Here is a 24,033-nt window from a genome sequence, read left to right on the forward strand (position 1 = left end):
TAGAAAGCCAAACCCGTTTCGCACGGTTACAGCGAATGCAACTGCTCGACGGCACCGGAACCGACGAATTCGTTGTAGCCGGATACGATCACGTAGACTGCGAAATAGCAGAAGATCGCTGCAGATGCTATGTATGAATAGCGCAAAAGCTTATCACCCAACAGCTTGCCACCGTGGCTGGCAGCAAAGCACAAACCGGCCGACCAGAGCAGCCCGGCGCAGAGGAAACCACCGAGGAACAGCGCCGAACTCACCGGGCCACCGCCACCGGAGCGGGCGATCAGCGTGCCGCCCACCGCAGCGAACCAAAGAATCGCGCTCGGCGACGACATGGCGAGAAAAATCCCACGAAAGAATTCCTTGCGATGGGAGTTCTGCCCCACCTCCGCCGTCTCGGCCAGCAGCGCTTCGTGATGGATCGCCGAGTAAATCATCTTCGCCGCAAAGTAGATCAGCAGCGCCGAACCGCCGATCCACAGCACCCAGCGCACGCTTTCGTATTGCAGCAGAACTGTCATCCCGGCCAGCGCCAGCACCGCATAAATCAAGTCGCCGACGCAGGTGCCAAGGCCCAGCGCGAAGCCTTGAAAGTAACCGCGCTGCATCGCCAATGTGATCATTGCGATGTTGGCCACGCCGATATCCAGGCACAGCGAAAGGCTCAGCAAGAAGCCGCTGGTGAATTCCATCAACCATTTTCCTTGGAAAAATTTGTTAACAAACGGGCTGGACAGTATGCCATCACTGACCTTATCTTCCGCCACAGGTCACCGCAGTGACCAGCGTCGCTCGGACGGTTCCGGGCGCTTACGTTATCCGAGGCAACAATGGCCGAACAAGGTTCGCCGCGCCGCTTTGCGCGCATAGATCGACTCCCCCCTTACGTTTTCAACATCACCGCCGAGCTGAAGATGGCCGCGCGTCGTCGTGGTGAAGACATCATCGACTTGAGCATGGGCAACCCCGACGGGGCCACGCCGCCGCACATTGTCGAAAAACTCGTACAAGTGGCCCAACGCGAAGACACCCACGGTTACTCGACGTCCAAGGGCATTCCGCGCCTGCGCCGGGCGATTTCCAACTGGTACAAGCAACGCTACGAAGTCGATATCGACCCGGAAAGCGAAGCCATTGTCACCATCGGTTCCAAGGAAGGCCTCGCGCATTTGATGCTGGCGACCCTCGATCAGGGCGACACCGTACTGGTGCCGAACCCGAGCTACCCGATTCATATTTACGGTGCAGTGATTGCCGGTGCCCAAGTGCGTTCGGTGCCGCTGGTGCCGGGTGTGGACTTCTTCGATGAGCTGGAACGAGCGATTCGCGGCTCGATTCCGAAGCCGAAAATGATGATCCTCGGCTTCCCGTCGAACCCGACCGCGCAGTGCGTGGAGCTGGATTTCTTCGAACGGGTGATCGCCCTCGCCAAGCAATACGATGTGCTGGTGATTCACGATCTGGCCTACGCCGACATCGTCTACGACGGCTGGAAAGCCCCGTCGATCATGCAAGTGCCGGGCGCCAAGGACATCGCGGTGGAGTTTTTCACCCTGTCCAAGAGCTACAACATGGCGGGCTGGCGCATTGGTTTCATGGTCGGCAATCCGGAACTGGTTAACGCCTTGGCGCGGATCAAGAGCTACCACGACTACGGCACGTTCACCCCGCTGCAAGTCGCGGCGATCGCGGCGCTGGAAGGTGATCAGCAGTGTGTGCGCGACATCGCCGAGCAGTATCGTCAGCGTCGTAACGTGTTGGTGAAAGGCCTGCATGAACTGGGCTGGATGGTCGAGAATCCGAAGGCGTCGATGTATGTCTGGGCGAAGATTCCCGAGGCATATGCGCATCTGGGTTCGCTGGAATTCGCCAAGAAACTGCTGGCTGAAGCGAAGGTTTGCGTCTCGCCGGGGGTGGGGTTTGGTGAGTATGGCGACGATCACGTGCGCTTTGCGCTGATCGAAAACCAGGACCGCATTCGTCAGGCTGTACGCGGCATTCGCGGGATGTTCCGTGCCGATGGCCTGGCCCCGAAAACCTCCGCCTGACGCACTGATCGTTCCCACGCTCCGCGTGGGAATGCAGCCCGGGGCGCTCCGCGTCCCAAAGCGGACGCAGAGCGTCCATTGAGGCATTCCCACGCAGAGCGTGGGAACGATCACCCACAAAAAAACCGCATCGCTGCGGTTTTTTTGTGTCTGCAAGAAGCGCTTAAACGAACAGCGACAGCAGCAGAATGAAGCCCAACGCAACCACCGACAGGATGGTTTCCATCGCCGTCCAGGTCTTGAACGTCTCGGCCACGGTCATGTTGAAGTACTGCTTCACCAGCCAGAAACCGGCGTCGTTCACGTGCGACAGGATCAACGAACCGGCGCCGGTCGCAAGTACCAGCAACTCACGGTTAACGCCCGGAATCATCCCCACCACCGGCACCACAATGCCCGCGCCAGTGATGGTCGCCACAGTTGCCGAACCAGTCGCGATACGGATCACCGCCGCCACCAGCCATGCCAGCAGGATCGGCGAGATCTGTGCGCTGACCGCCATGTGGCCGATCACGTCGCCCACGCCGCTGGTCACCAGCATCTGCTTGAAGCCACCGCCCGCACCGATGATCAGAATGATCGCGGCGGTTGGCGCCAGGCTTGCGTCCAGCCACTTGAGCATCTGTTGCGAGCCGATGCCTTGTTTGTGACCGAAGGTGTACAGCGACAGCAGCAACGCCAGCAGCAGTGCGGAGATCGGGTGACCGATCATGTCCATCCAGGTGCGGAAAAAGTGACCGTCCGGCAGCGCGACGTCGGCGAAGGTTTTCAGCAGCATCAGGAACACCGGCAGCAGCACGGTAACCAGGGTGATACCGAAGCTCGGCAGGCTCGCCGAGTCATCGTTTTCACGGGCCAATTGATCGACCAGTTCCTGATTCGGGTGACCCGGAATGTGCTTGGCGATGAAGGTACCGAAGATCGGACCGGCAATGATCGCGGTTGGCAGCGCCACGATCAGACCATAAAGAATGGTCTTGCCGATGTCCGCGCCGAACACGCCGATAGCCAGCAGCGGGCCCGGGTGCGGTGGCACCAGACCGTGCACGGCGGACAGACCGGCGAGCAGCGGGATACCGATCTTGATGATCGACACGCCAGTGCGGCGCGCCACGATGAACACCAGTGGAATCAGCAGAACAAAACCGATTTCGAAGAACAGCGGGATGCCGACCAGAAACGCGGCGAACATCATCGCCCACTGGACTTTGTCCTTGCCGAACGCACGAATCAGGGTCTGGGCAATCTGATCCGCCCCGCCCGATTCAGCCATCATTTTGCCGAGCATGGTGCCCAGCGCGAGGATGATGCCGACGAAACCGAGCACGCCACCGAAGCCGTCCTGGAACGCTTTGATGATGGTGCCGATCGGCATGCCGGAGGTCAGACCGAGGAACGCGGCAGCGATGGTCAGGGAAATAAACGGGTGCAGCTTGAACTTGGTGATCAGGACAATCAGTCCGATCACGGTGACCACTGCATCAAGCAGCAGAAACGCGTCGTGGGACATGCCAAACATTGGGGGTGTCTCCTGGATTGTTGTTGTTATTAAAGCGGGTTAAACAGAAATCGTGAGGACAGCGCTATCTCTTTCAACACACTCATACCGCCTGTTTCAGACCGTGGGCCTGCCACCAGACGTGAGCCTGCGACGCCAGTTCTTCAACGTTGTGGATCGAAGCATTCAGCGCCAGGGTCAACGGCTCGCCTACTGGCGATTCGAGGGTGGCGAACTGGCTTTCGATCAACGTGGCCGGCATGAAGTGGCCCGGACGGTGGGACACACGTTCAGCGGCGACTTCAGGGGTCAACTCAAGAAACACGAAGCCCAGGCCCGGCAAGGCGCTGCGCAACACTTCGCGATAACTGTGTTTAAGGGCCGAGCAGGTCAGCACCGGGCGTTTGCCCAGCGCATCGACGCGACGCAATTCGACGCACAGGCTGTCGAGCCAGCCGGCGCGGTCGTCGTCGTTCAGGGGGATCCCCGCGCTCATCTTTTCGATGTTCGCGGCCGGATGGAAAGTATCGCCTTCAATGGCAGTGGCGCCGCTCAATTGGCACAGGGCCTCGCTGACGCACGTCTTGCCGCAACCGGCAACGCCCATGATGACCAGGGCGGTGATGGGATGACTCATATAACACCTCAGCGCGCAGACAGCGCTACCTTTGCTAGCTATGACTCTAGTGCACAGGCAGAAGTTGCCGACGCCTTCTTGTCGTTTTTTTGGGTTGCAGCAGGTTTGCGCCCAACGCCAAAAAGCGAAGATCAGGCAGGACCTCGCTTACGCATTTACAGCTGCATCAGGACAGCGCTACCTTAGTGCCTTGATTTTTGTTTGGCAAGCCGTCGATGACCACCCCTAAAAACGATAAAAATACCCGCACCACCGGCCGTCCCACCCTGAATGAAGTTGCCCGCCTGGCCGGTGTCAGTCCGATTACCGCCTCCCGCGCCTTGCGTGGGGTCAGCACCGTGGCCACCGAACTGGTAGAAAAAGTCCGCAAAGCCGCCCTCGAACTCAACTACGTGGTCAACCCTGCCGCCCGCGCTCTGGCCTCGGCGCAGAGCCATTCGGTGGTGGTTTTGGTGCCATCGTTATCCAACCTTTTGTTTATCGACACGCTGGAAGCCATTCATCGGGTGCTCACGCCCAAGGGCTTCGAAGTACTGATCGGCAACTTCCACTATTCCCGCGATGAAGAAGAAAACCTGCTGCGCAATTACATGGCGTACCAGCCGCGCGGGTTTCTGCTGACCGGGTTTGATCGCACGGAAAGTTCGCGGCGGATGATTGAGGCGAGCAACATTCCCTGCGTGTACATGATGGAACTCGACAGCGCTGCCGGGGTGAATTGCGTCGGGTTTTCGCAGTTGAGTGCCGGGGAGACGGCGGCTGAGCATTTGCTCTCTCGTGGGCGCAAGCGTCTTGCTTACATTGGCGCGCAACTCGATCAACGTACGTTGTTGCGCGGTGAGGGTTTCCGCAAAGCACTGCAGAAGGCCGGGCGTTACGACCCGGATCTGGAAGTGCTGACGCCGCGTGCTTCGTCGGTGGGCTTGGGTGGGGAATTGTTTTTGCAGTTGCTCGCGGCGCATCCGGATGTTGATGCGATCTTCTTTGGTAACGACGATTTGGCGCAAGGTGCTTTATTAGAAGCGCTGCGCAACGGCATCAAGATTCCCGAGCAGGTGGCGATTCTCGGTTTCAACGACTTGCCGATGTCCGAACACATGGTGCCGCGCTTGAGCAGCATCAACACCCCACGTGAGGCGATCGGGCGGCGCGCGGCGGAGCAGATGTTGACGTTGATGGCCGGCAACTCGGTCGCGCGCCCGGTGGAAGACATGGGCTTCGAACTGAAGATTCGCGAAAGTACCTGACGCTTCGCAATCCGATCATTCCCACGCTCTGCGTGGGAATGCCTCAACGGATGCTCCGCGTTCGGCGGTGAAGGGACGCAGAGCGTCCCGGGCTGCGTTCCCACGCGGAGCGTGGGAGCAATCAACCACTCAACAGATCAACGAGGGCCAGTGCGCCTTTCTGGAGCGGCTGGCTTTTGAGCCACACCGCATGCACCGGCATCACCAGACCGTTTTCGATGTTGCGGAAATTCAGGCGTTTCAGCCGGCCGTTATCCAGTCGCGATTGCACCACCGACAACGGAAAATTGCCCCAGCCCAATCCCGCCTCAACCATCTCCATCGCCGTCTCAAGACTGTCGGTGCGCCAATACGACTCTGCCACCAACGGCCGCGTCTCGCTGATCGGCAAGTCGCGACTGGCGACGATGATCTGCCGCACATGCACCAGATCTTCCAGAAACAAATCCTGCCCCCGCAACAACGGGCTGTCCGCCGCCAGCGTGGCGATCATCCGTTCGCTGCCGACGAACTGAAAACGCTCCAGCACGTTCATGCTTAACCCGGCGAACGCCAGGCACACACTGACACGACCACTGTGCAGCATCGCCAAAACGTCATCCTGCGGCGCGGTCAGCACTTCGATGTCGAGCAGCGGATGACGCTCGGCGATCACCTTGATCGCCGCGAGCAAACGCCGCCGATCAATGTCCGCAACCACGCCAATCGACAACTTGCTCTCCAGCCCCAACGACAACTCCACCGCGTGCACTTGCAGTTGCTTGAGTTGCTCGGCGATCAGTCACGCGTGCGGCACCAACGACAGCGCCATCGCCGTGGGTTGTGGCTCGCGATGACTGCGGTCAAACAGCAGATAACCGAGTTCAGCCTCAAGGTTGCCAATACTCATGCTCACCGCCGATGGCACCCGACCCAATGCCCGAGCCGCCGCCGAAAACGAGCCGCGCTCAATCACCGCAAGAAACAACTCGATGCTATCGCTGTTGAAATTCACTTCATCTACCTATCACCAAAACTGAAAGCTACTGACTTTTTCTGTCAGCCCTATTGAAGCTATCTTTCGTCGCCTTCGCCAGTCCCGCTGGCCAACAAACGGCAAGAAAGAGGCAATTCCCATGCAAGGCGTCAAACGCAAACTGGTCTACGTGTCGCTTTACGAAGTGATCGGCATGACCTTCTCCGCCCTCGGTCTGGCGCTGTTGTCGGGCACTTCGCCGGGCAGCACCGGGCCACTCGCGGTGATCATCACCACCATCGCCGTGACCTGGAACTTCATTTACACCTCATTGTTCGAGCGCTGGGAAAGCCGTCAGGTGTCGCGCACGCGCACGGTGAAACGCCGCATCGCCCACGCCATCGGTTTTCAACTGACCTTGATCGTGTTCCTGATTCCGTTGATTGCCTGGTGGATGAACATCAGCCTGGTGCAGGCATTTCTGCTGGATCTGGCGCTGATCATTTTCATCCCGTGCTACACGTTCGCGTTCAACTGGCTGTTCGACCGGATTTTCGGTTTGCCGGCCTCGGCACTGCCGGATTCGGCGGCTGCGGCATAAATCGTTAATTCGTAAGCAGATATTGCAAGAAATCAGCAGTTTTCCGGCGCAAATCGCTGATCTTCACAATCCGTGGTTTCCGATAGCAGGCTAAGCTTTTCCATCAATAAAAAATGGATCTGCCCATGACTGCACACGCCCCCGCCGCCGCGCAAAGCGACGGCATCGACCCGATCCGCGCTGCCGAAGTTTCCGCCCGTATCGACCGTCTCCCCGCTGTCGCGACGATCTGGCGATTGGTGGCGCTGCTGTCGATCGGTGGTTTCTTCGAACTCTACGATTTATTCCAGACCGCCTACATCAGCCCCGGACTGATCCGCGACGGCATCTTCGCCACCGGCAATCAGGGCGTGTTCGGTTTCTCCGATCAAGCGGCGTTCGCTTCGGCGACGTTTCTCGGCCTGTTCCTCGGCGCCAGTCTGCTCAGTCCGCTGGCGGATCGCTTCGGTCGCCGCGCGATCTTCACCTTCGCGCTGGTCTGGTACACCGTGGCGACGGTGTTGATGGGTATTCAGAGTTCGGCGCTGGGCATCATCTGCATGCGTTTTCTGGTCGGCATCGGTTTGGGCATCGAGTTGGTGACCATCGACGCTTACCTCTCGGAACTGGTGCCCAAGCGCATGCGCAGTTCCGCATTCGCCTTCGCGTTTTTCGTGCAGTTTCTGTCGGTGCCGGCGGTGGCGTTGATGTCGTGGTGGCTGGTGCCGCAGGCGCCGTTCGGTGTGTCCGGCTGGCGTTGGGTGGTGTTGGCCAGCGCGGTGTTTGCGCTGTTTATCTGGTGGTTGCGCAAGCGTCTGCCGGAGTCGCCGCGCTGGTTGGCGCAGCACGGTCGATTCGACGAAGCCAACCGGATTCTCGATAACATCGAGGCACGCTGCGAGAAGGATCATGGCCAGCCATTGGACATGCCGGAAACCGTGTCGGTCGATGTTGAAGGCAAGGGTCGTTTCGCCGATATCTGGCAACCGCCCTATCGCCGCCGCGCCTTGATGCTGATCGTCTTCCACGTCTTTCAAGCGATCGGCTTTTTCGGTTTTGGCAATTGGTTGCCGGCGCTGCTGTCCGGCCAGGGCGTGAGCGTCACCCACAGTTTGATGTACGCGTTCATCATCACCCTCGCCTACCCGCTCGGGCCGCTGCTGTTCGTCAAGTTCGCCAACCGCTTCGAGAACAAATGGCAGATCGTCGGCTCGGCCCTCGGTGCGATGACCTTCGGTACGTTATTCGCGCTGCAGACAAGTGCCTTCGGGCTGATCTTTTGCGGGGTGATGATCACCTTCTGCAACGCCTGGCTGAGCTTCAGTTATCACTCGTACCAGAGCGAACTGTTCCCGACCAACATTCGCGCCCGCGCGGTAGGGTTCTGCTATTCGTTCAGTCGTTTGTCGACGGTGTTCAGCAGCCTGCTGATCGGCTTTTTTCTCGACAGTTTTGGCACGCCCGGCGTGTTGGCGTTCATTGCCAGCAGCATGTTGATCGTGATGCTGACCATCGGCTACTTCGGCCCGCGCACGCGTAATCTGGCGCTGGAAAACATTGCCTGATCCTGTAGGAGCTGCGGCACGCTGCGATCTTTTGATCCTCATCTTTTGATCTGAATTTATAGGATCAAGATCAAAAGATCGCAGCGTGCCGCAGCTCCTACAGGGGGCGGTGTGGTGTCAGTTCAGTTGCAGGGTTTCGTTGAACTGGCTGATGGCATCGACGACGTGACGTGAGCCTTGCTGAATCTCTTGAATCACTGCCCCCGCCTCGTTCGCCAGCTCCACACCAAGTCCGGTACGGCTGAGACTCGACTGCATGCTCGACACCGCGCTCAGCGACAGGTCGTGGTTGCGCCGTACAACGTCGACGATCTCTAAAGTAGCCTGACTCGTTCTTGCCGCCAGGCTTCGCACCTCATCCGCCACCACGGCAAACCCGCGCCCGTGCTCGCCGGCACGCGCCGCTTCGATCGCGGCGTTGAGCGCCAGCAAATTGGTCTGATCGGCAATCCCGCGAATGGTCTGGACGATGGTGCCGATGATGTCTGACTGTTTGCTCACCGCATCGATGCTGACTGCCGCTTCGTTGAGGTCGCGGGAAATGTCCTGAATGATCTGCACCGTTTGCTGCACGACTTGTGAGCCTTTTTGCGCGCAGGCGTCGTTTTGTACCGAGGTGCTGTGGGCCGATTCCGCAGCGTTCTGCAGCGTGGTCATTTGTTGGGTGATGTCGCTGGCGAACTTGACCACTTTGTACAAGCGGCCCTTGGCATCAAACAGCGGGTTGTATGAGGCTTCGAGGTAAACCATGTGCCCGGACTTGTTCTTGCGCTCGAAACGGTGCGAGTGATATTCGCCGCGATTGAGCGAAGCCCAGAAAGCTTTGTATTGCGACGATTCGGATTCGCTGCGGTGGCAGAACATGTTGTGGTGATGCCCAACGACTTCGTTGTGCGAGTACTGCATGGTCTTGAGAAAGTTGTCGTTGGCGGTGATGACATTGCCTTCCGGGGTGAACTCGATCACGGCCATCGAGCGACCGATCCCCGCGAGCATGGCTTCTTCTTCATGCTCCTTGTTAATCCGCGCGGTAATGTCGGACGCGACTTTGATCACGCTTTTAACTTGCTTGTCCGGGCCATACACCGGCATGTAACTGGCTTCGAGCCAGACTTCCTTGCCACTTTTGTTCAAACGCAGAAACGTCCCGCTGATCGGTTCACCACGGGCCAGGTCGCGCCACAACTTGGCGTATTCCTCGCTGCGGTAAAACGCTTCCTCACAGAAGATCCGGTGATGTTTGCCGCGCACTTCATCGGCGCCATAGCCCATGGTTTTACAGAAGTTTTCGTTGGCATCCAGAACGATGCCGTCGGGGGTGAATTCGATCATCGCCATCGAACGGCTGATCGCAGCCAACTTGGCATTGGCCTCGGTCAAGGCACAGCTGAATCGTTCGATTTCCAGCAGGTCAGCCTTGTGATGTAGGTTAAACATGGTTGTATCACCTTCCGCGCGGACTTTTGATTTGATGAAAGTTCAGGTCTTTCACGATCCACCACTACGTTCCAAAGAACAGGCACACGCATTCCTCCACGGGAGGAAGTTGTCAGGTGATAAATGATGGTCAATCGGAGAGTCCATGCAGCGACGCTCTAATCAAGACATCCTTCTCTTGATAGCCCGCTCGCGGGCCAGCCCTAACGCGTTGAAGAACTTCCATTTAAAAAACGCTCCTTGTTGGTTCAGTGTCGGTGCCTTGGGTTGCGCACTCTGGCAGCATGAATTTGCAGACTAACCGTGCACGGTCGACATAGTTAGTTACAGAGCAGCATAGCTAGCGCAAAACCTTGCGCAAGGCCACTAGTCGGCCAGTAGTGAGGACTTTTTGCACAAGAATCGGTTCAGCGGAAAATGAACAGCCCCCTGTAGGAGCTGCCGAAGGCTGCGATCTTTGGACTTTGATTTTTTCAAGATCAAAAGATCGCAGCCTTCGGCAGCTCCTACAGGGGGGGGGGCGGCGTTGGGAATTAGAGGCTGGTGCTGACTTTGGTAGCCACTTCTGCGGGCACCCACGATTTCCACACCTGCGGCTGATCGCGCAAAAACGTCTGCGCCACCACCCTCGGTTGCAAACGTTTTTCACTCATCCCCGCCAGCGTCTGGTTCAACAGATCAATCGGCAAGTCGACCTTCTCAAAAAACGTCACCAGCTCCGGGTACTGCGCCTTGAACGGCGCCGACACGCCAATCGCCAGACTCGCCGGCATCGACCGCGTGCCTTTGGGATTCGGATTATTGGCATCGGCCAAGGTCTTCCAGGCTTCGGCATCAAACGGCGGTTCCTCGAGTTTCACCAGTTTGAAACGCCCGAGCAGCGGCGTTGGTGACCAGTAGTAGAACAGCACCGGTTTGCCACGTTTGATCGACGACGCCACCTCGGCATCCAGCGCCGCGCCGGAGCCGGTGCGGAAGTTGACGAAGCTGTCGTTGAGCGCATACGCCTTGAGCTTCTGAGTGTTGACGATCTCCGATGTCCAACCCGTCGGGCTGTTGAGGAAACGCCCACGGCTCGGGTCTTCGGGATCACGGAACAGGTCTTTGTAGCGCGGCAGATCCGCCACCGATTTCAGTTCCGGCGCCAAGGGTTTGATGCCGCGCTCAGGGTCGCCCTTGATCACGTATTCCGGCACCCACCAGCCTTCGGTGGCACCTTTCACTGTATCGCCGAGCCCGAATACTTTGCCTTCAGCAGCAGCCTTCACCCACGCCGGACTGCGCCCGGCCCACTCTTCGCCGATCACTTGAATATCGTTTTTTGCCAACGCTGCTTCGAGGCTGACGGTGCTGCCCGGCAGCGTATCGGTCGAGTAGCCGTAGCCTTTTTCGACAATCAGGCGCAGCACTTCGGTGATAAAACTGCCGCTCTCCCAAGTGATGTCGCCGAAGTGAATCGGCGCGGATTTCTCCGCCGCTGAAACAACGCCGACGCTCAGGCTCAGCGCCAGCAGCGAACCGCCGAGCAGGGTTTTGATCGATCTCATGCAGACCTCTTGTCTTGTAGGAATTGGTTGGCGCTGTGGCGATCGCACAGGGCTTGGGAACGGGTCATGTACACGCTGACCGAGCGCTGGGAGATGCCCAGTTCGGCAGCAATTTGCGGGTAGGTCAGGCCATCGACGCGGGCGAGCAGAAAGGTCGAACGGACTTTGCCGGGCAGGCGTTGCAGGGTGTGATCGAGGCGCTTCAGGGTTTGCGACAGTTGCGCGAGATGTTCGGGCGACGCGGTGCCCTCCTCATCAAATGTTTGCAGATGTCGACGCTGCAAATCCGCGCGGCGCCAGTGTTGATAAAGCAGGCGTTGCGCGACGGTGGTGAGCAAGGCGCGGGGTTCGCGGATCGCGGTCAGGGATGATGATTCAAGCAGTTGCGCGAAGGTTTCGGCGGCGATGTCTTCAACGCTCGCCGCGTCGTACAGATGCCGACGCAGATAGGTGCAAAGCCAGTGGTGATGGGCGCGGAACAGGCCGGCCAGGTGTTGGCGGTGGGAAAGGTCGGCGCCGGACATAGGGGCTCCTGGGTTAGGGGTCGCTGAATGTCCGGTGTTCCGGTGGCGCGATCGTAGCAAGGCGCCTTATGCATTAATAATATTTAAATTTCATTTTTATATTCGATTATGGAATACAAGATCAAAAGATCGCAGCCTTCGGCAGCTCCTACAGGATTATGTAGGAGCTGCCGAAGGCTGCGATCTTTCAACGCAAGCGGCCATACCCCAACTCCTCAGCCTCACGCTGATAGTCGAGCACCACCTGATAATCACCCTCTCCCGCCGCCAACACCTCAGGCAATCCCAACGTTTGCACAACATCCGGAAGTTCGTGCAACGACTGATTCATCACTTGTCGCAGCCGCTCGATCTGTTCGTCTGTAGCACTGGCGACGGTGATAAAAGGCAACGTCGGACTGAACGCACTGCGTCCAACAACACGTAGTCCCCTGACTTCCTCAGGCGCATGCTGCGCGAGGTAGGCGTAGGTGACGCTGTCGATGGCGGCGAGATCTGCGCGCTTTTCACGCAACCAGCGCAGGCTTTCACGGTGACCGCCGCTGATGCCGACCGTGGAGAAGAATTGCCCATCGCGATGCAACGGGGCGAGGCGTTGGCGCAACAGGTTCATGCCGCTGTTGGAATCTTCACTGTTGATCACGCCGCGACTGTCGCGAAAGGCTGGCAAGGTTTTGCGTGAGTCATCGGCGCGGCTGAGGATCAGACTGCAATGGTTGCCGGCACTCGCGTCCGGGAGTTCGTAGCGTGGGCGGCCGATCACACGAACCTGGCCTTTTAATGCCGTCATCAATGGATAGCCGCAGGTTTGTGTGAGTAGCAAGTTGGGGGATAACCAGAGTTCGGGCAGTGACAGGGTTTCAGCGCTCAGGCGCGTGTGACCGAGGTGGTCAAGGATGCGCGCGAGCCAGCGCTCGTTGGCCACACGGATGGGCTCGGGGGCGGTGTACATGAGGAGTTCGGCGTGGTGTTGAGTCATACGCATATTTCCTGACAACAAATTTCCAACTGTGGGAGCGGGCTTGCTCGCGAAAGCGGTGAATCAGTAAAAAATACTTTGAATGACCCACCGCATTCGCGAGCAAGCCCGCTCCCACAGGGGGTTGTGTGGGGGGCCTGAGGTTAGTGATAAGGATGCTCGGGACTATCGATCGGTCTGACGCCATGCTCCCGCCACAACTGCCCATACCCTTGCACCAGAAACCCGCCACTCCTCGCCACCCATTGCTCACGATGTGCGCGATAGACCCTGGGCAAGTCGTACCACGCCAGCCCCGGCAAATCATGATGCACCAGATGAAAATTCAGATTAAGAAACAGCCAGCGCCACGGCCACCCAGCTTCATTCAGCACCGTGCGCTGCTCCGGTTGCGCGTGCGGTCGATGTTCATAGTAGGAGCGGATCATCGCAATCGACAGCGCCGGCACACTGATCAACAACAGGTAATGCCACACCGGCAACACGCTGTAGCGCGCGATAAACCACAACATCAGCAGCGTGAACGCGCCATGCGTCAGCCACATCAGCCAGGCTTGGCGCTCACGGTTTTTCAGCCGCTGCAATTCTTCACTCGCCAACGCCAGCAAGCCCAACGGCGCACCGATGGCGAAACGCCCGAGCACGGTTTTATTCAGCCAGTGCAAGCTGCGTTCAAACAGCGAACTGCCCTGCCAGCGCCCCCGCGTCAGGTAACGGCTTTCCGGATCGACACCGGGCACCGTCAGATCCTCATCGCGGTGATGCAGTAGATGGCTGTCGCGATACAGCGTGTACGGATACCACACGGCAAACGGCGCATAGCCGAGAATTTTATTGAAGCGAATCCAGCGCGTCGGATGACCATGGAGCAATTCGTGTTGCACCGACAGCCACAGCACCAGCAGCGGAATCAGCAGCACGGTACTTAAACCCCGTCCCAGCCAGTGGCTGTTCAACATGATTGCAAACCAGCCGCCATACACGCCGATCAACAACAGCCAGGTCGGCCAGTCGCTGCGAGCGGTAAAACGTTGGCGCAGGGTTTCGATGTGTTGACGGTGGGCGGCGTCGAAATAATGAGACATGGCGTTGCTCGCAGCGGGTTCCTTCCCTTTCTGTGCAACGACCACCGAGAATCTTGCAGATTATTTTGGATCAACAGGGAAGCCCGAGAACCGGGCTTCCGAAAGGCGTGATCAATGACCGAAAATATCGGTTTTCTTGGCCTTCTTCTCCGCGCGTTTTTCAATCGCGGTCTTGGCCGGTTTCTTCTTCGCGGCTTTCTTTGAATCCATACCTTTGGACATGATGCGTACTCCACTCACAGGGGATGTGAGCTCAGGTATACACCTATCCAGACGCGCGCGTTCTTTTATAATCGCCGCGAAATCTACCGACAGTCAGAACCCATGCCCGATACCCAATACAGCCTGCTCGACGCGTCTCTCTGGCCGTTGATGAACAAGTTTTACCGCAGCCACCAATCCTCGATGAAAGCCGTGCGTGATGCGCAATTGTGGGTGGCGCGACGTGGGGAAATTGTTGCGGCGTTGTGCTTACGACCGGTGGCGGGTGGGCATTGGTTGACCGGGTTGTTTGTTGATCCGGGGTGTCGGGATCAGGGGATTGCGGCGCAGTTGATCGCGGCGGCGGTGCAGCACGTGACGGAACCGGTGTGGCTGTTCTGTCATCCGGATTTGCGCGGGTTTTACGAGCGGCGCGGGTTCCGGTTCGATCCTGAGTTGCCGCAGGCGATGGCGGAGCGATTGAGCCGGTATGCGCGGAGCAAGCCGATGATTGCGATGGGCCTGGGGTGAAGATCAAAAGATCGCAGCCTTCGGCAGCTCCTACACCTATCCCTGTAGGAGCTGCCGAAGGCTGCGATCTTTTGATTCTGGTTAATCGTCAGCTGTGGGATCGAGATCCGGGAACATTACTTCGGTGAAACCGAATTTGCTGAAATCAGTAATCCGCGAAGGGTACAACCGGCCGATCAGGTGATCGCACTCATGCTGAACCACCCGCGCATGGAAACCTGAAGCCACACGCATGATCGGCTCGCCCTTCGGATCAAAACCCTCGTAGCGAATCTGCTGATAACGATCCACCGCGCCACGCAAACCCGGCACCGACAAACACCCTTCAAACCCCTCCTCCATCAACGGATTCAACGGCGTGATCAGCGGGTTGATCAGGATCGTCTGCGGCACGGCTTCGGCGTCCGGATAACGTTCGCTGTGCTCGAAACCAAAGATCACCAATTGCAGATCGACGCCGATCTGCGGCGCGGCCAGACCGACGCCGCCGACGCTTTCCATGGTCTGGAACATGTCGTCGATCAGTTGCCACAACTCAGGACTGTTGAACATTTCCGGAGGCACCGGCGGGGCGATGCGCAGCAAGCGCTCGTCGCCCATTTTGAGGATTTCACGGATCATGATGTGGCTTCGTCAGTGTCCGGCTTGAGCGAGTGATCGCGGCCCAGGCCCGAGACGTGTTGTTTGGGTTGTTCATCGAGTTCGCCGGGGACTTTCTCGCCCTCGTCTTTGCCCTCGCTGGACATGTGCTCGATCACCGCATTCATCTCCGCGCCGAGTAGCAGCACCGCGGCGGAAATGTAGAAATACAGCAAGAGCACGATGATCGCCCCGATGCTGCCATACATCGCGTTGTAGTTGGCGAAGGTTTTCACGTAGAACGCGAAACCCAACGAGGCGATGATCCACACCACCACGGCCAATACCGAGCCCGGAGTGATGAAGCGGAATTCCTGTTTGACGTCCGGCATTACGTAATAGATGAGGGCCACGGCAACCATCATCAAAATCACGATCACCGGCCAGCGCGCGATCGTCCAGATGGTCACGATGACCTCTTCCAGCCCTACTTGCGCGGCAATCCAGCCCATGACTTGCGGGCCGAGCACCATCAGCGCGGCGGCCATCAGCAGCATGCCGGCGATGCCGACGGTGTAGACCACCGACAGCGGAAAGCGCTTCCAGATTGGTCGGCCTTCGACCACGTCATACGCCGCGTTCATCGCGCTCATCATCAGGCGCACGCCGGCAGACGCGGTGTACAGCGCGATGACGATACCGACCGAGAGCAAGCCGCCCTTGGACTGCTGCAACTGGTCGATCACCGGGTTGACTGATTCCAGTGCCTGCGGTGGCAGCACCAGTTCCGATTGCAGGCGCAGCCAGGAGAAGAAGTCCGGCAGGTGCAGGAAACCGATCAGGGCGATCAGAAATAGGATGAACGGGAACAGCGAGAACAGCATCTGGTAGGCCAGTGCCGAGGCGTAGGTCGACATTTCGTCATCGACGAATTCAGTGACCGTGCGCACCATCACTCGGTGCAGGGGCAGACCTTTCATGTCTGGAAATATCATTCGCGTCTCCTTTCGCCGCAATACAGGTTTGAAGTCGTGGCGACTCAGGGGCCGTTTTTTACATCAAGGTAGCCTGTTTGGCGAACCTTGGTGGGTGCCAGCAGGGTTTCGACACAAAAACGGCCATCCTTGGATGGCCGCTCGTGTCTTTCGTTCAAGGCTGGATTACGCCTTGTCGACGCCTTTTTTGACAGCGTCCTTGGCTTTGCCGACCGCTTGCTGGGCTTCGCCTTTTTTCTCTTGGACTTTGCCTTCGGCCTGCAGCTTGGTGTTGTCGGTGGCTTTACCGACGCCTTGCTTGACGTTGCCGACCGCTTCGTTGGCCATGCCTTTTACTTTATCGCCTGTGCTACTCATGGTGTTTCTCCTTGGTGCAATTAGGGGGAAAAGTCAGTACGTAATGATTGACTGGCCGGGTTTGCGCCAAGTTTCATTTATTTTTCGCCGGATCATTTCGTCGCGACGAACAGGTTGGGCTTTATGTTTGCGTGCAATGCCCCGAGAATGCGCAACATAAGGGCGCCACGCGCCAGGAACCGATCCTGCAGGAATGTTATGAAACTCGATAAAACGCTCGCCATCGCCCGTAGAAACAAGGAACTGGGCGGCGCCGTGCTCGGCACCAACAATTGCCACTTCGCCGAACTGAACCGCAACCGCAACATCTGGTGGTTCGACCTGCCAGTGTCGCGCCTGGCGATTGGTCAGTACGAGTGGATTCACCTGCTGATGCACACGCCGGCCACCGACGAACTGCTGCACCTGAAAGTGCCGACGGTGTTTCTGCGTGAAAAGCTCGAAGGGCTGGTGATTCGCAACGAAGGCAAGCGCAAAGCGGCGCTGAGCCTGGAATTGAGTGCAGACAAGGATTCGTATCTGCAGGACATGCGTCCGGCGGGGACTAATGTGAATTTTGCGCCGTTCCGTCAGTAGGATCAGTGCCGCTCCCCTCCCCTCACCCTAGCCCTCTCCCAAGGGAGAGGGAACTGACCGAGGTGTTTGGGCGAGGTACGCCGACATGGGATATCGAGTCGAACTCAGGTTTTGAACTGCACGCGATCGGCCCCCTCTCCTTCGGGAGAGGGCTGGGGTGAGGGGCAGGTTCAACGCATAACCCAAGCCATGCTCCGCACCAACAAAAAGCCCCGCATCTGCGGGGCTTTGTGTTTTAGGCGGCGGACTTGGCCTTGATCTTCTTTAGCTCTTCATCGCGCAGTTCGCGGCGCAGGATCTTGCCGACGTTGGTGGTCGGCAGTGCATCGCGGAACTCGACCGAACGCGGCACCTTGTAACCGGTGACGTTGGCGCGCATGTGCTCCATCACCGTTTCCTTGGTCAGCGTCACGCCCGGTTTGGCGACGATGAAAATCTTGATCGCTTCGCCCGACTTCTCGTCCGGGATGCCAATGGCCGCGCACTGCAACACGCCCGGCAGGGTCGCCAGTACGTCTTCCAGTTCATTCGGATAAACGTTGAAACCGGAAACCAGAATCATGTCTTTCTTGCGATCGACAATGCGCATGTAGCCGTCCGGCTGGATCAGCGCGATGTCGCCGGTTTTCAGCCAGCCGTCGCTGTCGAGCATTTCGTCGGTGGCTTCCTGACGCTGCCAGTAGCCCTTCATCACTTGCGGGCCCTTGACGCACAGTTCGCCGATTTCGCCCATTGGCTGCTCGACACCGGCATCGTCGATGACTTTGCACAGGGTCGATGGCACTGGAATACCGATGGTGCCGATCTGAATATGCTGGATCGGGTTCACCGTGGCGACCGGGCTGGTTTCGGTCATGCCGTAACCTTCGCAAATCGAGCAACCGGTCACCGCTTTCCAGCGCTCGGCAGCGGCCAGTTGCAGGGCCATGCCGCCCGACAAAGTCACCTTCAGTGCCGAAAAGTCCAGCTTGCGGAAACCTTCGTTGTTGCACAGCGCCACGAACAGCGTGTTGAGGCCGACGAAACCGCTGAACTTCCACTTCGACAGTTCCTTGACCATCGCCGGCAGGTCGCGCGGGTTGCTGATCAGGATGTTGTGGTTGCCGATCAGCATCATCGCCATGCAATGAAAGGTGAACGCATAGATGTGGTACAGCGGCAGCGGCGTGATCAGAATCTCGCAACCTTCATTGAGGTTCGAGCCCATCAGCGCCTTGCACTGCAGCATGTTGGCGACGAGGTTGCGGTGGGTGAGCATCGCGCCCTTGGCCACGCCGGTGGTGCCGCCGGTGTATTGCAGCACCGCGACATCGCCGCTGTGCGGGTTGGCTTCGGCCACAGGCTGGCCTTGGCCTTTGCTCAATGCGTCATTGAACTTGATGGCTTTCGGCAGGTGATAAGCCGGCACCATTTTCTTCACGTACCTGATGACGCTGTTGATCAGCAGGCGTTTGACCGGCGGCAACAAGTCGGCAACTTCGGTGACGAAAACGTGTTTGACGCCGGTTTTCGGCACCACGGTTTCGGCCAGGTGCGCCATGTTCGCCAGGCAAACAAGGGCTTTGGCACCGGAGTCGTTGAATTGGTGTTCCATTTCCCGCGCGGTGTACAGCGGGTTGGTGTTGACCACGATCAGCCCGGCACGGATGGCACCGAAGACGGCCACCGGGTACTGCAGAACGTTGGGCAGTTGCACGGCGATTCGATCACCGGGCTGCAAGTCGGTATGCTGTTGCAGATACGCGGCAAACGCACCGGACAATTCGTACAGTTCACCGTAGGTGATTGTCTTGCCCAGGTTGCTGAAAGCCGGTTTGTTGGCGAAGCGTTGGCAGGACTGCTTCAACACTGCCTGAATATTCGGGTACTCATCTGGATTGATGTCGGCAGCAATTCCAGCGGGGTACTTATCCTTCCAAAAGTCTTCGTTCATGGAAGCCCACTCCTCAGCAACGCGAATTCTTCACCGCATTTGATGCGATTATTATTGGTGTGTGTTTTGTATTGGTGAATCTGGCTTTTTGATAGGCCGAGAAGTCACAAAGCGCGCCGAGAGTAGCAGCTTTGCCGAGGGTCGACTAGAGCCAAAAGCGGCCCATACAGTCATATTTATGACTCAAGACTTGCTAACAGTCATTTTAGAGCAAAAATCCTAGAACACCTTGAAAGTCCCGCAAAATGGGGGCTTCAAAGCAAAAGATCGCAGCCTTCGGCAGCTCCTACATGGAATGCGTTTCCAGTAGGAGCTGCCGAAGGCTGCGATCTTTTTGTTTTCAGGCGTTAAGCGATATCGCGCAACTCACGCCGCAGAATCTTCCCTACCGGCGTCATCGGCAACGACTCGCGCAGCACGATGTGCTTCGGCACTTTGTACGCGGTGAAATTCTCTTTGCAGTACGCCTTCAGCTCTTCCAGGCTGACGCCGGTTTCCCGCGCCACCACAAACAGCTTCACCGCCTCGCCCGAACGCTCGTCCGGCACACCGATCACCGCGCAGTTGGCGACTTTCGGGTGGGCCATCACCACGTCTTCGATCTCGTTCGGGTACACGTTGAAACCGGAGACGATGATCATGTCCTTCTTGCGATCGACGATGCGCACGAAACCGTCCGGATCGATTACCGCGATGTCGCCGGATTTGAACCAGCCTTCGGCATCCAGCACTTCGGCGGTGGCCTCGGGTTTGTTCCAGTAACCTTTCATGATCTGCGGGCCTTTGATACACAGTTCGCCGCGCTCGCCCATTGGCTGCTCGACGCCATCATCGTTGATCACTTTCAACAACGTGCCCGGCACCGGCAAACCGACCGTGCCGAGGCGCGATTGATCGCCGTACGGGTTGGTGCAGGCCACCGGCGAGGTTTCGGTCAGGCCGTAGCCTTCGGTGATGCGGCAACCGGTCATCTGCTCCCAACGCTCGGCGGTGGCTTTGACCAGCGCGGTGCCGCCGGAGTTGGTGAGTTTCAGGCTGGAGAAATCCAGGGTCTTGAAATCCGGGTGATCCATCAGCGCAACGAACAGTGTGTTCAAGCCCAGCAACGCCGAGAAACGCCAGTTCTTCAGCTCTTTGATGAACCCGGCAATGTCGCGCGGATTGCTGATCAATACGTTGTGGTTGCCCGAGACCATCATGCACATGCAATTCGCGGTGAACGCATAGATGTGGTACAGCGGCAGCGGCGCGATCATCACCTCCTGACCTTCGCGCAGCAGTGGCTGACCGTCCGGCCCGAGCTGCGCCAGACACGCGCGCACTTGCTGCATGTTCGCCACCAGATTGCCGTGGGTGAGCATCGCGCCCTTGGCCAGACCGGTGGTGCCGCCGGTGTATTGCAGCACGGCGATGTCGTCGAGGCTGACCTTCAACGGCTTGATGCCCAAGCCCCGGCCCATGCGCAGCGCACTCTTGAAGGAGATCGCCTGCGGCAGCGAATACGCCGGCACCATTTTTTTCACTTTGCTGATCACGGTGTTGATCAGCCAGCCTTTGGCGGTGGGCATCAAGTCGCCCATCTTCGCTTCGATCAGGTATTGAATGTCAGTATCGGGCAGCACTTCCTGGACTTTCTGGCCGAACATGTTCAGGTACACCAACGCACGTGCGCCGGAATCCTTGAACTGGTGACGCATTTCCCGCGCGGTGTACAGCGGGTTGGTGTTGACCACGATCAGCCCGGCGCGCAAGGCACCGAACACGGCAATCGGATAATGCAGGACGTTGGGCATCTGCACGGCGATGCGATCGCCCGGCACCAGATCGGTGTGCGCTTGCAGGTAACCGGCGAAAGCGGCGCTCTGACGTTCGAGCTCGGCGTAGGTCAGGGTCACGCCCATGTTGCTGAATGCCGGGCGATCCGCGAACTTCTTGCAGGAGCGCTCAAACACCTCGATCACCGACTTGAACTCACCCATGTCGATGTCCAGCGGTACGCCGGCCGGGCGTTTGTCGTTCCAGAAATCAGGTTGCATTGTTCTTGTCCTCTTTACCTGAGCCGATCCGGGCCGCTTTCTGTCATTTCTGAAAAAGCGGAGCTTCACGGACACTAGCAGTTATGGCCATTGAGGCAAATACGGGCAAAGCCGTCATTGATCGTGTGAATCTTCCTGCCGTGGCGTGGGCTGATCAGACGCGCTATACAATGTGCCGACTCTGAGCAAAGGAATCGCCATGATCCACCACACCCTATGGCTGGACGCGAGTGACCGCAGCCGCCTGTTCGTCAACCAATGGCTGCCCGCCGCGCCGTTGAAAGCGGTGATCCTGCTGGCCCACGGCATGGCCGAACACAGCGGCCGCTATGCCCGTTTGGCCGACACGTTTTGCGACAAAGGTTATGGCGTCTACGCCCCTGATTTGCGCGGACATGGCAAAACTGCCGAACACGGTACGCTCGGACATTTCGCCGACGACGATGGCTGGTGCAAGGTGCTGGGTGATTTGGCGAGCCTCAATCAACACATCGGCCAGCAGCACCCCGGCGTGCCGATCATCCTGCTCGGCCACAGCATGGGCAGCTATCTCGCGCAGGCCTATCTGCTGCACCACAGCGCCAGTTTGCAGGGGGCGATTCTCAGCGGTTCGAACTTTCAGCCAGTGGCGCTTTATGGCGCGGCACGGCAGATCGCCCGACTGGAAAAACTGCGTCAGGGCGGCAAGGGGCGCAGTGCGCTGATCGAGTGGTTGTCGTTCGGCTCGTTCAACAAAAAATTCAAACCGGTGCGCACGCCGTTCGACTGGCTCAGCCGCGATCCGGCTGAAGTCGACCTGTACGCCAACGACCCGTTGTGTGGCTTTCGCTGCACCAATCAGCTGTGGATCGACCTGCTCGGTGGCTTGCAGCAAATCAGCAAAGCGTCCAATCTCGCCCAGATCAACCCGGGCCTGCCGTTGCTGGTGATTGGCGGCGAATGTGATCCGGTGAGTGAAGGCAAGCGTCTGACTGATCTGGCCAACGCTTTGCGCTCGGCCGGCAGCCAGAACCTGCAACTGCAGATCTACCCGCAGGCGCGGCACGAATTGTTCAACGAAACCAATCGCGATGAGGTGATTGCCGATGTGCTGGCCTGGATCGATCAGGTGCTCAGCCATCCGCGCCCGCAACGCAGCGAATAATTTTTTGTGGATTTATTTAATCCGTCACAGGAATCAAGACCGATGACCCAGGTTACCAACATCCCTTACGAAGCCCTCGAAGTCGGCCAGACCGCCAGCTACAGCAAGACCGTCGAAGAGCGCGACATTCAACTGTTCGCCGCGATGTCCGGCGACCACAACCCGGTGCACCTGGACGCCGAGTTCGCCGCCGCCAGCATGTTCAAGGAGCGCATCGCTCACGGCATGTTCAGTGGGGCGCTGATCAGCGCCGCCGTGGCGTGCGAAATGCCTGGGCCGGGCACTATTTATATCGGTCAGCAGATGAGCTTTCAGAAGCCGGTGAAGATCGGCGACACGCTGACAGTGCGTCTGGAAATTCTTGAGAAGCTGCCGAAGTTTCGCGTGCGCATTGCTACTCGCGTGTTTAACCAGCGTGATGAGTTGGTGGTGGATGGTGAGGCAGAGATTCTGGCACCGCGTAAACAGCAGACGGTGACGTTGCCGACATTGCCGGCCATCAGCATCGGTTGATTTAAAAGATCGCAGCCTTCGGCAGCTCCTACATTGGAATGCGTCCCTGTAGGAGCTGCCGCAGGCTGCGATCTTTTGCTTTTAAAACAAACATAAAAAAACGCCAGACTAGCTGGCGTTTTTTGTTACTGGCGTACGCTTAAGAGCGTGCGCGAGCCTGGTTACGCAGGGCTTTCACCTGGTCGTGGTTGCGTTGTACGCCGTGGTACTGACGTTCAACCAGGTCACGAATGCCCACCAGGTTGTGCTTGTTGATTTTTTCCAGTGCTTCTTTGTAAGCCTTCAGCGCATGGTCTTCACCACGTTCGGCTTCGTTCAGCACAGCCTCTTCGTCTTTGCCGGTAAACATCGCTTTAACGTCGACCCAGCGACGGTGCAGATCACCGCTGACGCTGGTGGAAGTTTCCGGATCGCCGCCCAGTTTGCGAACTTCAGCTTGCAGCTCAGCTGCAGCGGTAGCGCAATCGGCGGAGCGGGTCACGAACAGGGTTTTCAGTTCTGGGTGCTTGATGTCTTCAGCGCAAGTCTTGAACCCTTCCTGACCGTCCTTGCTGGTTTCAATCAGGTCATTGAGTACAGAGATGGCTTCTTTATTCATGTCGGTCATTTTTCAATTCCTTGCGATCGGTGGAAGATGCAAGGGATATTGCAGTGTGCGTGCCAGTTTTTACTCAGGAATAAAACAATTATAAATCAATAACTTAAAGATAAATGAACTATCTGTATTGCGGTTATTTGCATGATCTGTCATTTGGCCTGCATGCAGAATGCCTGTATTTTCCAATCTGATTTGAAGCCAGACGATCCTTTTGATGAATCCCGAAAAACTCGAACTGCTGATCACCCGAGAAATGCCCTTCGGCAAGTACAAGGGCCGGATCATCGCCGACCTGCCAGGCCCTTACCTTAACTGGTTCGCCCGTGAAGGTTTCCCGCACGGCGAACTCGGCGGATTGCTTGCACTGATGCAGGAGATCGACCATAACGGTTTGTCCGAGCTGCTCGAACCGCTGCGTGCCAAACATGGCAAACCCGCCCCGCGCCACTGAAGCGCCCTCCTCTATAGAGC

23 protein-coding genes and 2 pseudogenes are annotated in these 24,033 nt (G+C 58.0%); 9 read left to right on the forward strand and 16 right to left on the reverse strand.

The genetic code is table 11. From position 1 onward, the window contains the following. Positions 1–26: 26 nt before the first annotated feature. Positions 27–689, reverse strand: a complete 663-nt coding sequence (locus tag GVL50_RS10305) for a LysE family translocator (RefSeq protein WP_159812779.1) — start codon at positions 687–689, stop codon at positions 27–29. 138 nt (positions 690–827) lie between these two features. Between GVL50_RS10305 and alaC the strand changes: the two genes are divergently transcribed. Next, a complete protein-coding gene (alaC, locus tag GVL50_RS10310) occupies positions 828–2,045 on the forward strand; it encodes an alanine transaminase (RefSeq protein WP_159812781.1) in 1,218 nt (405 codons plus the stop codon). Positions 2,046–2,208: 163 nt separating this feature from the next. On the opposite strand, the gene GVL50_RS10315 is transcribed toward alaC, so the two are convergent. Both GVL50_RS10315 and GVL50_RS10320 read right to left on the reverse strand, forming a co-directional pair. Next, on the reverse strand, positions 2,209–3,564 hold the full coding sequence (locus GVL50_RS10315; RefSeq protein WP_159812783.1) for a GntP family permease: 1,356 nt from the start codon (positions 3,562–3,564) through the stop codon (positions 2,209–2,211). Positions 3,565–3,646: 82 nt separating this feature from the next. After that, on the reverse strand, positions 3,647–4,180 hold the full coding sequence (locus GVL50_RS10320; protein ID WP_159812785.1) for a gluconokinase: 534 nt from the start codon (positions 4,178–4,180) through the stop codon (positions 3,647–3,649). A gap of 215 nt (positions 4,181–4,395) precedes the next feature. Between GVL50_RS10320 and GVL50_RS10325 the strand changes: the two genes are divergently transcribed. Further along, positions 4,396–5,427 (forward strand): LacI family DNA-binding transcriptional regulator, encoded by a 1,032-nt coding sequence (locus tag GVL50_RS10325; protein ID WP_053122969.1) that lies wholly within the window; start codon positions 4,396–4,398, stop codon positions 5,425–5,427. Between the two features lie 121 nt (positions 5,428–5,548). On the opposite strand, the pseudogene GVL50_RS10330 reads toward GVL50_RS10325, so the two are convergent. Next, positions 5,549–6,421: pseudogene (locus GVL50_RS10330) on the reverse strand (LysR family transcriptional regulator). A gap of 121 nt (positions 6,422–6,542) precedes the next feature. On the opposite strand from GVL50_RS10330, the gene GVL50_RS10335 reads away from it, so the two are divergent. Both GVL50_RS10335 and GVL50_RS10340 read left to right on the forward strand, forming a co-directional pair. Further along, complete coding sequence (locus GVL50_RS10335) at positions 6,543–6,983, forward strand: PACE efflux transporter (protein WP_053122973.1); 441 nt, start codon at positions 6,543–6,545, stop codon at positions 6,981–6,983. A 125-nt stretch (positions 6,984–7,108) separates the two neighbouring features. Further along, positions 7,109–8,527 carry an MFS transporter gene (locus GVL50_RS10340; RefSeq protein WP_159812787.1) on the forward strand — a complete coding sequence of 473 codons (1,419 nt, stop codon included), beginning with the start codon at positions 7,109–7,111 and terminating at the stop codon, positions 8,525–8,527. A gap of 117 nt (positions 8,528–8,644) precedes the next feature. On the opposite strand, the gene GVL50_RS29420 is transcribed toward GVL50_RS10340, so the two are convergent. The 6 genes and pseudogenes from GVL50_RS29420 to GVL50_RS10365 form a co-directional block, all read right to left on the reverse strand. Continuing rightward, positions 8,645–9,184: a methyl-accepting chemotaxis protein gene (locus tag GVL50_RS29420; protein WP_246541585.1), complete on the reverse strand. Its 540-nt coding sequence runs from the start codon at positions 9,182–9,184 to the stop codon at positions 8,645–8,647. A gap of 3 nt (positions 9,185–9,187) precedes the next feature. After that, positions 9,188–9,964, reverse strand: a pseudogene (locus GVL50_RS29425) (PAS domain-containing protein); the annotation flags it as partial. Positions 9,965–10,497: 533 nt separating this feature from the next. Next, positions 10,498–11,511, reverse strand: a complete 1,014-nt coding sequence (locus tag GVL50_RS10350; protein ID WP_159812790.1) for an ABC transporter substrate-binding protein — start codon at positions 11,509–11,511, stop codon at positions 10,498–10,500. Beyond that, positions 11,508–12,035 (reverse strand): sigma-70 family RNA polymerase sigma factor, encoded by a 528-nt coding sequence (locus GVL50_RS10355; protein WP_159812792.1) that lies wholly within the window; start codon positions 12,033–12,035, stop codon positions 11,508–11,510. The genes GVL50_RS10350 and GVL50_RS10355 overlap by 4 nt, the downstream gene beginning before the upstream one ends. A gap of 187 nt (positions 12,036–12,222) precedes the next feature. Beyond that, on the reverse strand, positions 12,223–13,014 hold the full coding sequence (locus GVL50_RS10360) for a phosphate/phosphite/phosphonate ABC transporter substrate-binding protein (protein ID WP_159812794.1): 792 nt from the start codon (positions 13,012–13,014) through the stop codon (positions 12,223–12,225). Positions 13,015–13,157: 143 nt separating this feature from the next. Then, positions 13,158–14,099: a fatty acid desaturase gene (locus GVL50_RS10365; protein WP_159812796.1), complete on the reverse strand. Its 942-nt coding sequence runs from the start codon at positions 14,097–14,099 to the stop codon at positions 13,158–13,160. A 324-nt stretch (positions 14,100–14,423) separates the two neighbouring features. On the opposite strand from GVL50_RS10365, the gene GVL50_RS10370 reads away from it, so the two are divergent. Further along, positions 14,424–14,831, forward strand: coding sequence for a GNAT family N-acetyltransferase (locus GVL50_RS10370; RefSeq protein ID WP_159812797.1), 408 nt, complete (start codon positions 14,424–14,426; stop codon positions 14,829–14,831). 81 nt (positions 14,832–14,912) lie between these two features. Here GVL50_RS10370 and def read toward each other — a convergent pair whose 3' ends face one another. The 3 genes from def to GVL50_RS10385 form a co-directional block, all read right to left on the reverse strand. Then, on the reverse strand, positions 14,913–15,452 hold the full coding sequence (def, locus tag GVL50_RS10375; protein ID WP_053122989.1) for a peptide deformylase: 540 nt from the start codon (positions 15,450–15,452) through the stop codon (positions 14,913–14,915). After that, entirely contained in the window at positions 15,449–16,405 is a 957-nt protein-coding gene (locus GVL50_RS10380; protein WP_053122992.1) for a YihY/virulence factor BrkB family protein, read from the reverse strand. The genes def and GVL50_RS10380 overlap by 4 nt, the downstream gene beginning before the upstream one ends. A 165-nt stretch (positions 16,406–16,570) precedes the next feature. After that, positions 16,571–16,762: a CsbD family protein gene (locus GVL50_RS10385; RefSeq protein WP_053122994.1), complete on the reverse strand. Its 192-nt coding sequence runs from the start codon at positions 16,760–16,762 to the stop codon at positions 16,571–16,573. Positions 16,763–16,960: 198 nt separating this feature from the next. Here GVL50_RS10385 and GVL50_RS10390 point away from each other — a divergent pair, with 198 nt between their 5' ends. Next, a complete protein-coding gene (locus GVL50_RS10390; protein ID WP_008082340.1) occupies positions 16,961–17,338 on the forward strand; it encodes a hypothetical protein in 378 nt (125 codons plus the stop codon). A gap of 235 nt (positions 17,339–17,573) precedes the next feature. Here GVL50_RS10390 and fadD1 read toward each other — a convergent pair whose 3' ends face one another. Beyond that, the gene (gene fadD1 / locus GVL50_RS10395) at positions 17,574–19,271 is read right to left on the reverse strand and encodes a long-chain-fatty-acid--CoA ligase FadD1 (RefSeq protein WP_159812799.1); all 1,698 of its coding nucleotides are present in this window, start codon (positions 19,269–19,271) and stop codon (positions 17,574–17,576) included. Positions 19,272–19,618: 347 nt separating this feature from the next. Continuing rightward, complete coding sequence (fadD2, locus tag GVL50_RS10400; RefSeq protein WP_159812801.1) at positions 19,619–21,307, reverse strand: long-chain-fatty-acid--CoA ligase FadD2; 1,689 nt, start codon at positions 21,305–21,307, stop codon at positions 19,619–19,621. Between the two features lie 199 nt (positions 21,308–21,506). Here fadD2 and GVL50_RS10405 point away from each other — a divergent pair, with 199 nt between their 5' ends. After that, the gene (locus tag GVL50_RS10405) at positions 21,507–22,451 is read left to right on the forward strand and encodes an alpha/beta hydrolase (RefSeq protein ID WP_159812803.1); all 945 of its coding nucleotides are present in this window, start codon (positions 21,507–21,509) and stop codon (positions 22,449–22,451) included. A gap of 42 nt (positions 22,452–22,493) precedes the next feature. Beyond that, entirely contained in the window at positions 22,494–22,964 is a 471-nt protein-coding gene (locus GVL50_RS10410; protein ID WP_053123003.1) for a MaoC family dehydratase, read from the forward strand. A gap of 139 nt (positions 22,965–23,103) precedes the next feature. Here the strand turns inward: GVL50_RS10410 and GVL50_RS10415 are convergent, their stop codons facing one another. Next, positions 23,104–23,571, reverse strand: coding sequence for a PA2169 family four-helix-bundle protein (locus tag GVL50_RS10415; protein WP_038369175.1), 468 nt, complete (start codon positions 23,569–23,571; stop codon positions 23,104–23,106). A gap of 205 nt (positions 23,572–23,776) precedes the next feature. Here GVL50_RS10415 and GVL50_RS10420 point away from each other — a divergent pair, with 205 nt between their 5' ends. After that, complete coding sequence (locus GVL50_RS10420) at positions 23,777–24,013, forward strand: DUF3820 family protein (RefSeq protein ID WP_003213031.1); 237 nt, start codon at positions 23,777–23,779, stop codon at positions 24,011–24,013. Positions 24,014–24,033: the final 20 nt, after the last annotated feature.

It is taken from the genome of Pseudomonas sp. 18058, assembly GCF_902706155.1.
GTDB lineage: Bacteria > Pseudomonadota > Gammaproteobacteria > Pseudomonadales > Pseudomonadaceae > Aquipseudomonas > Aquipseudomonas rustica.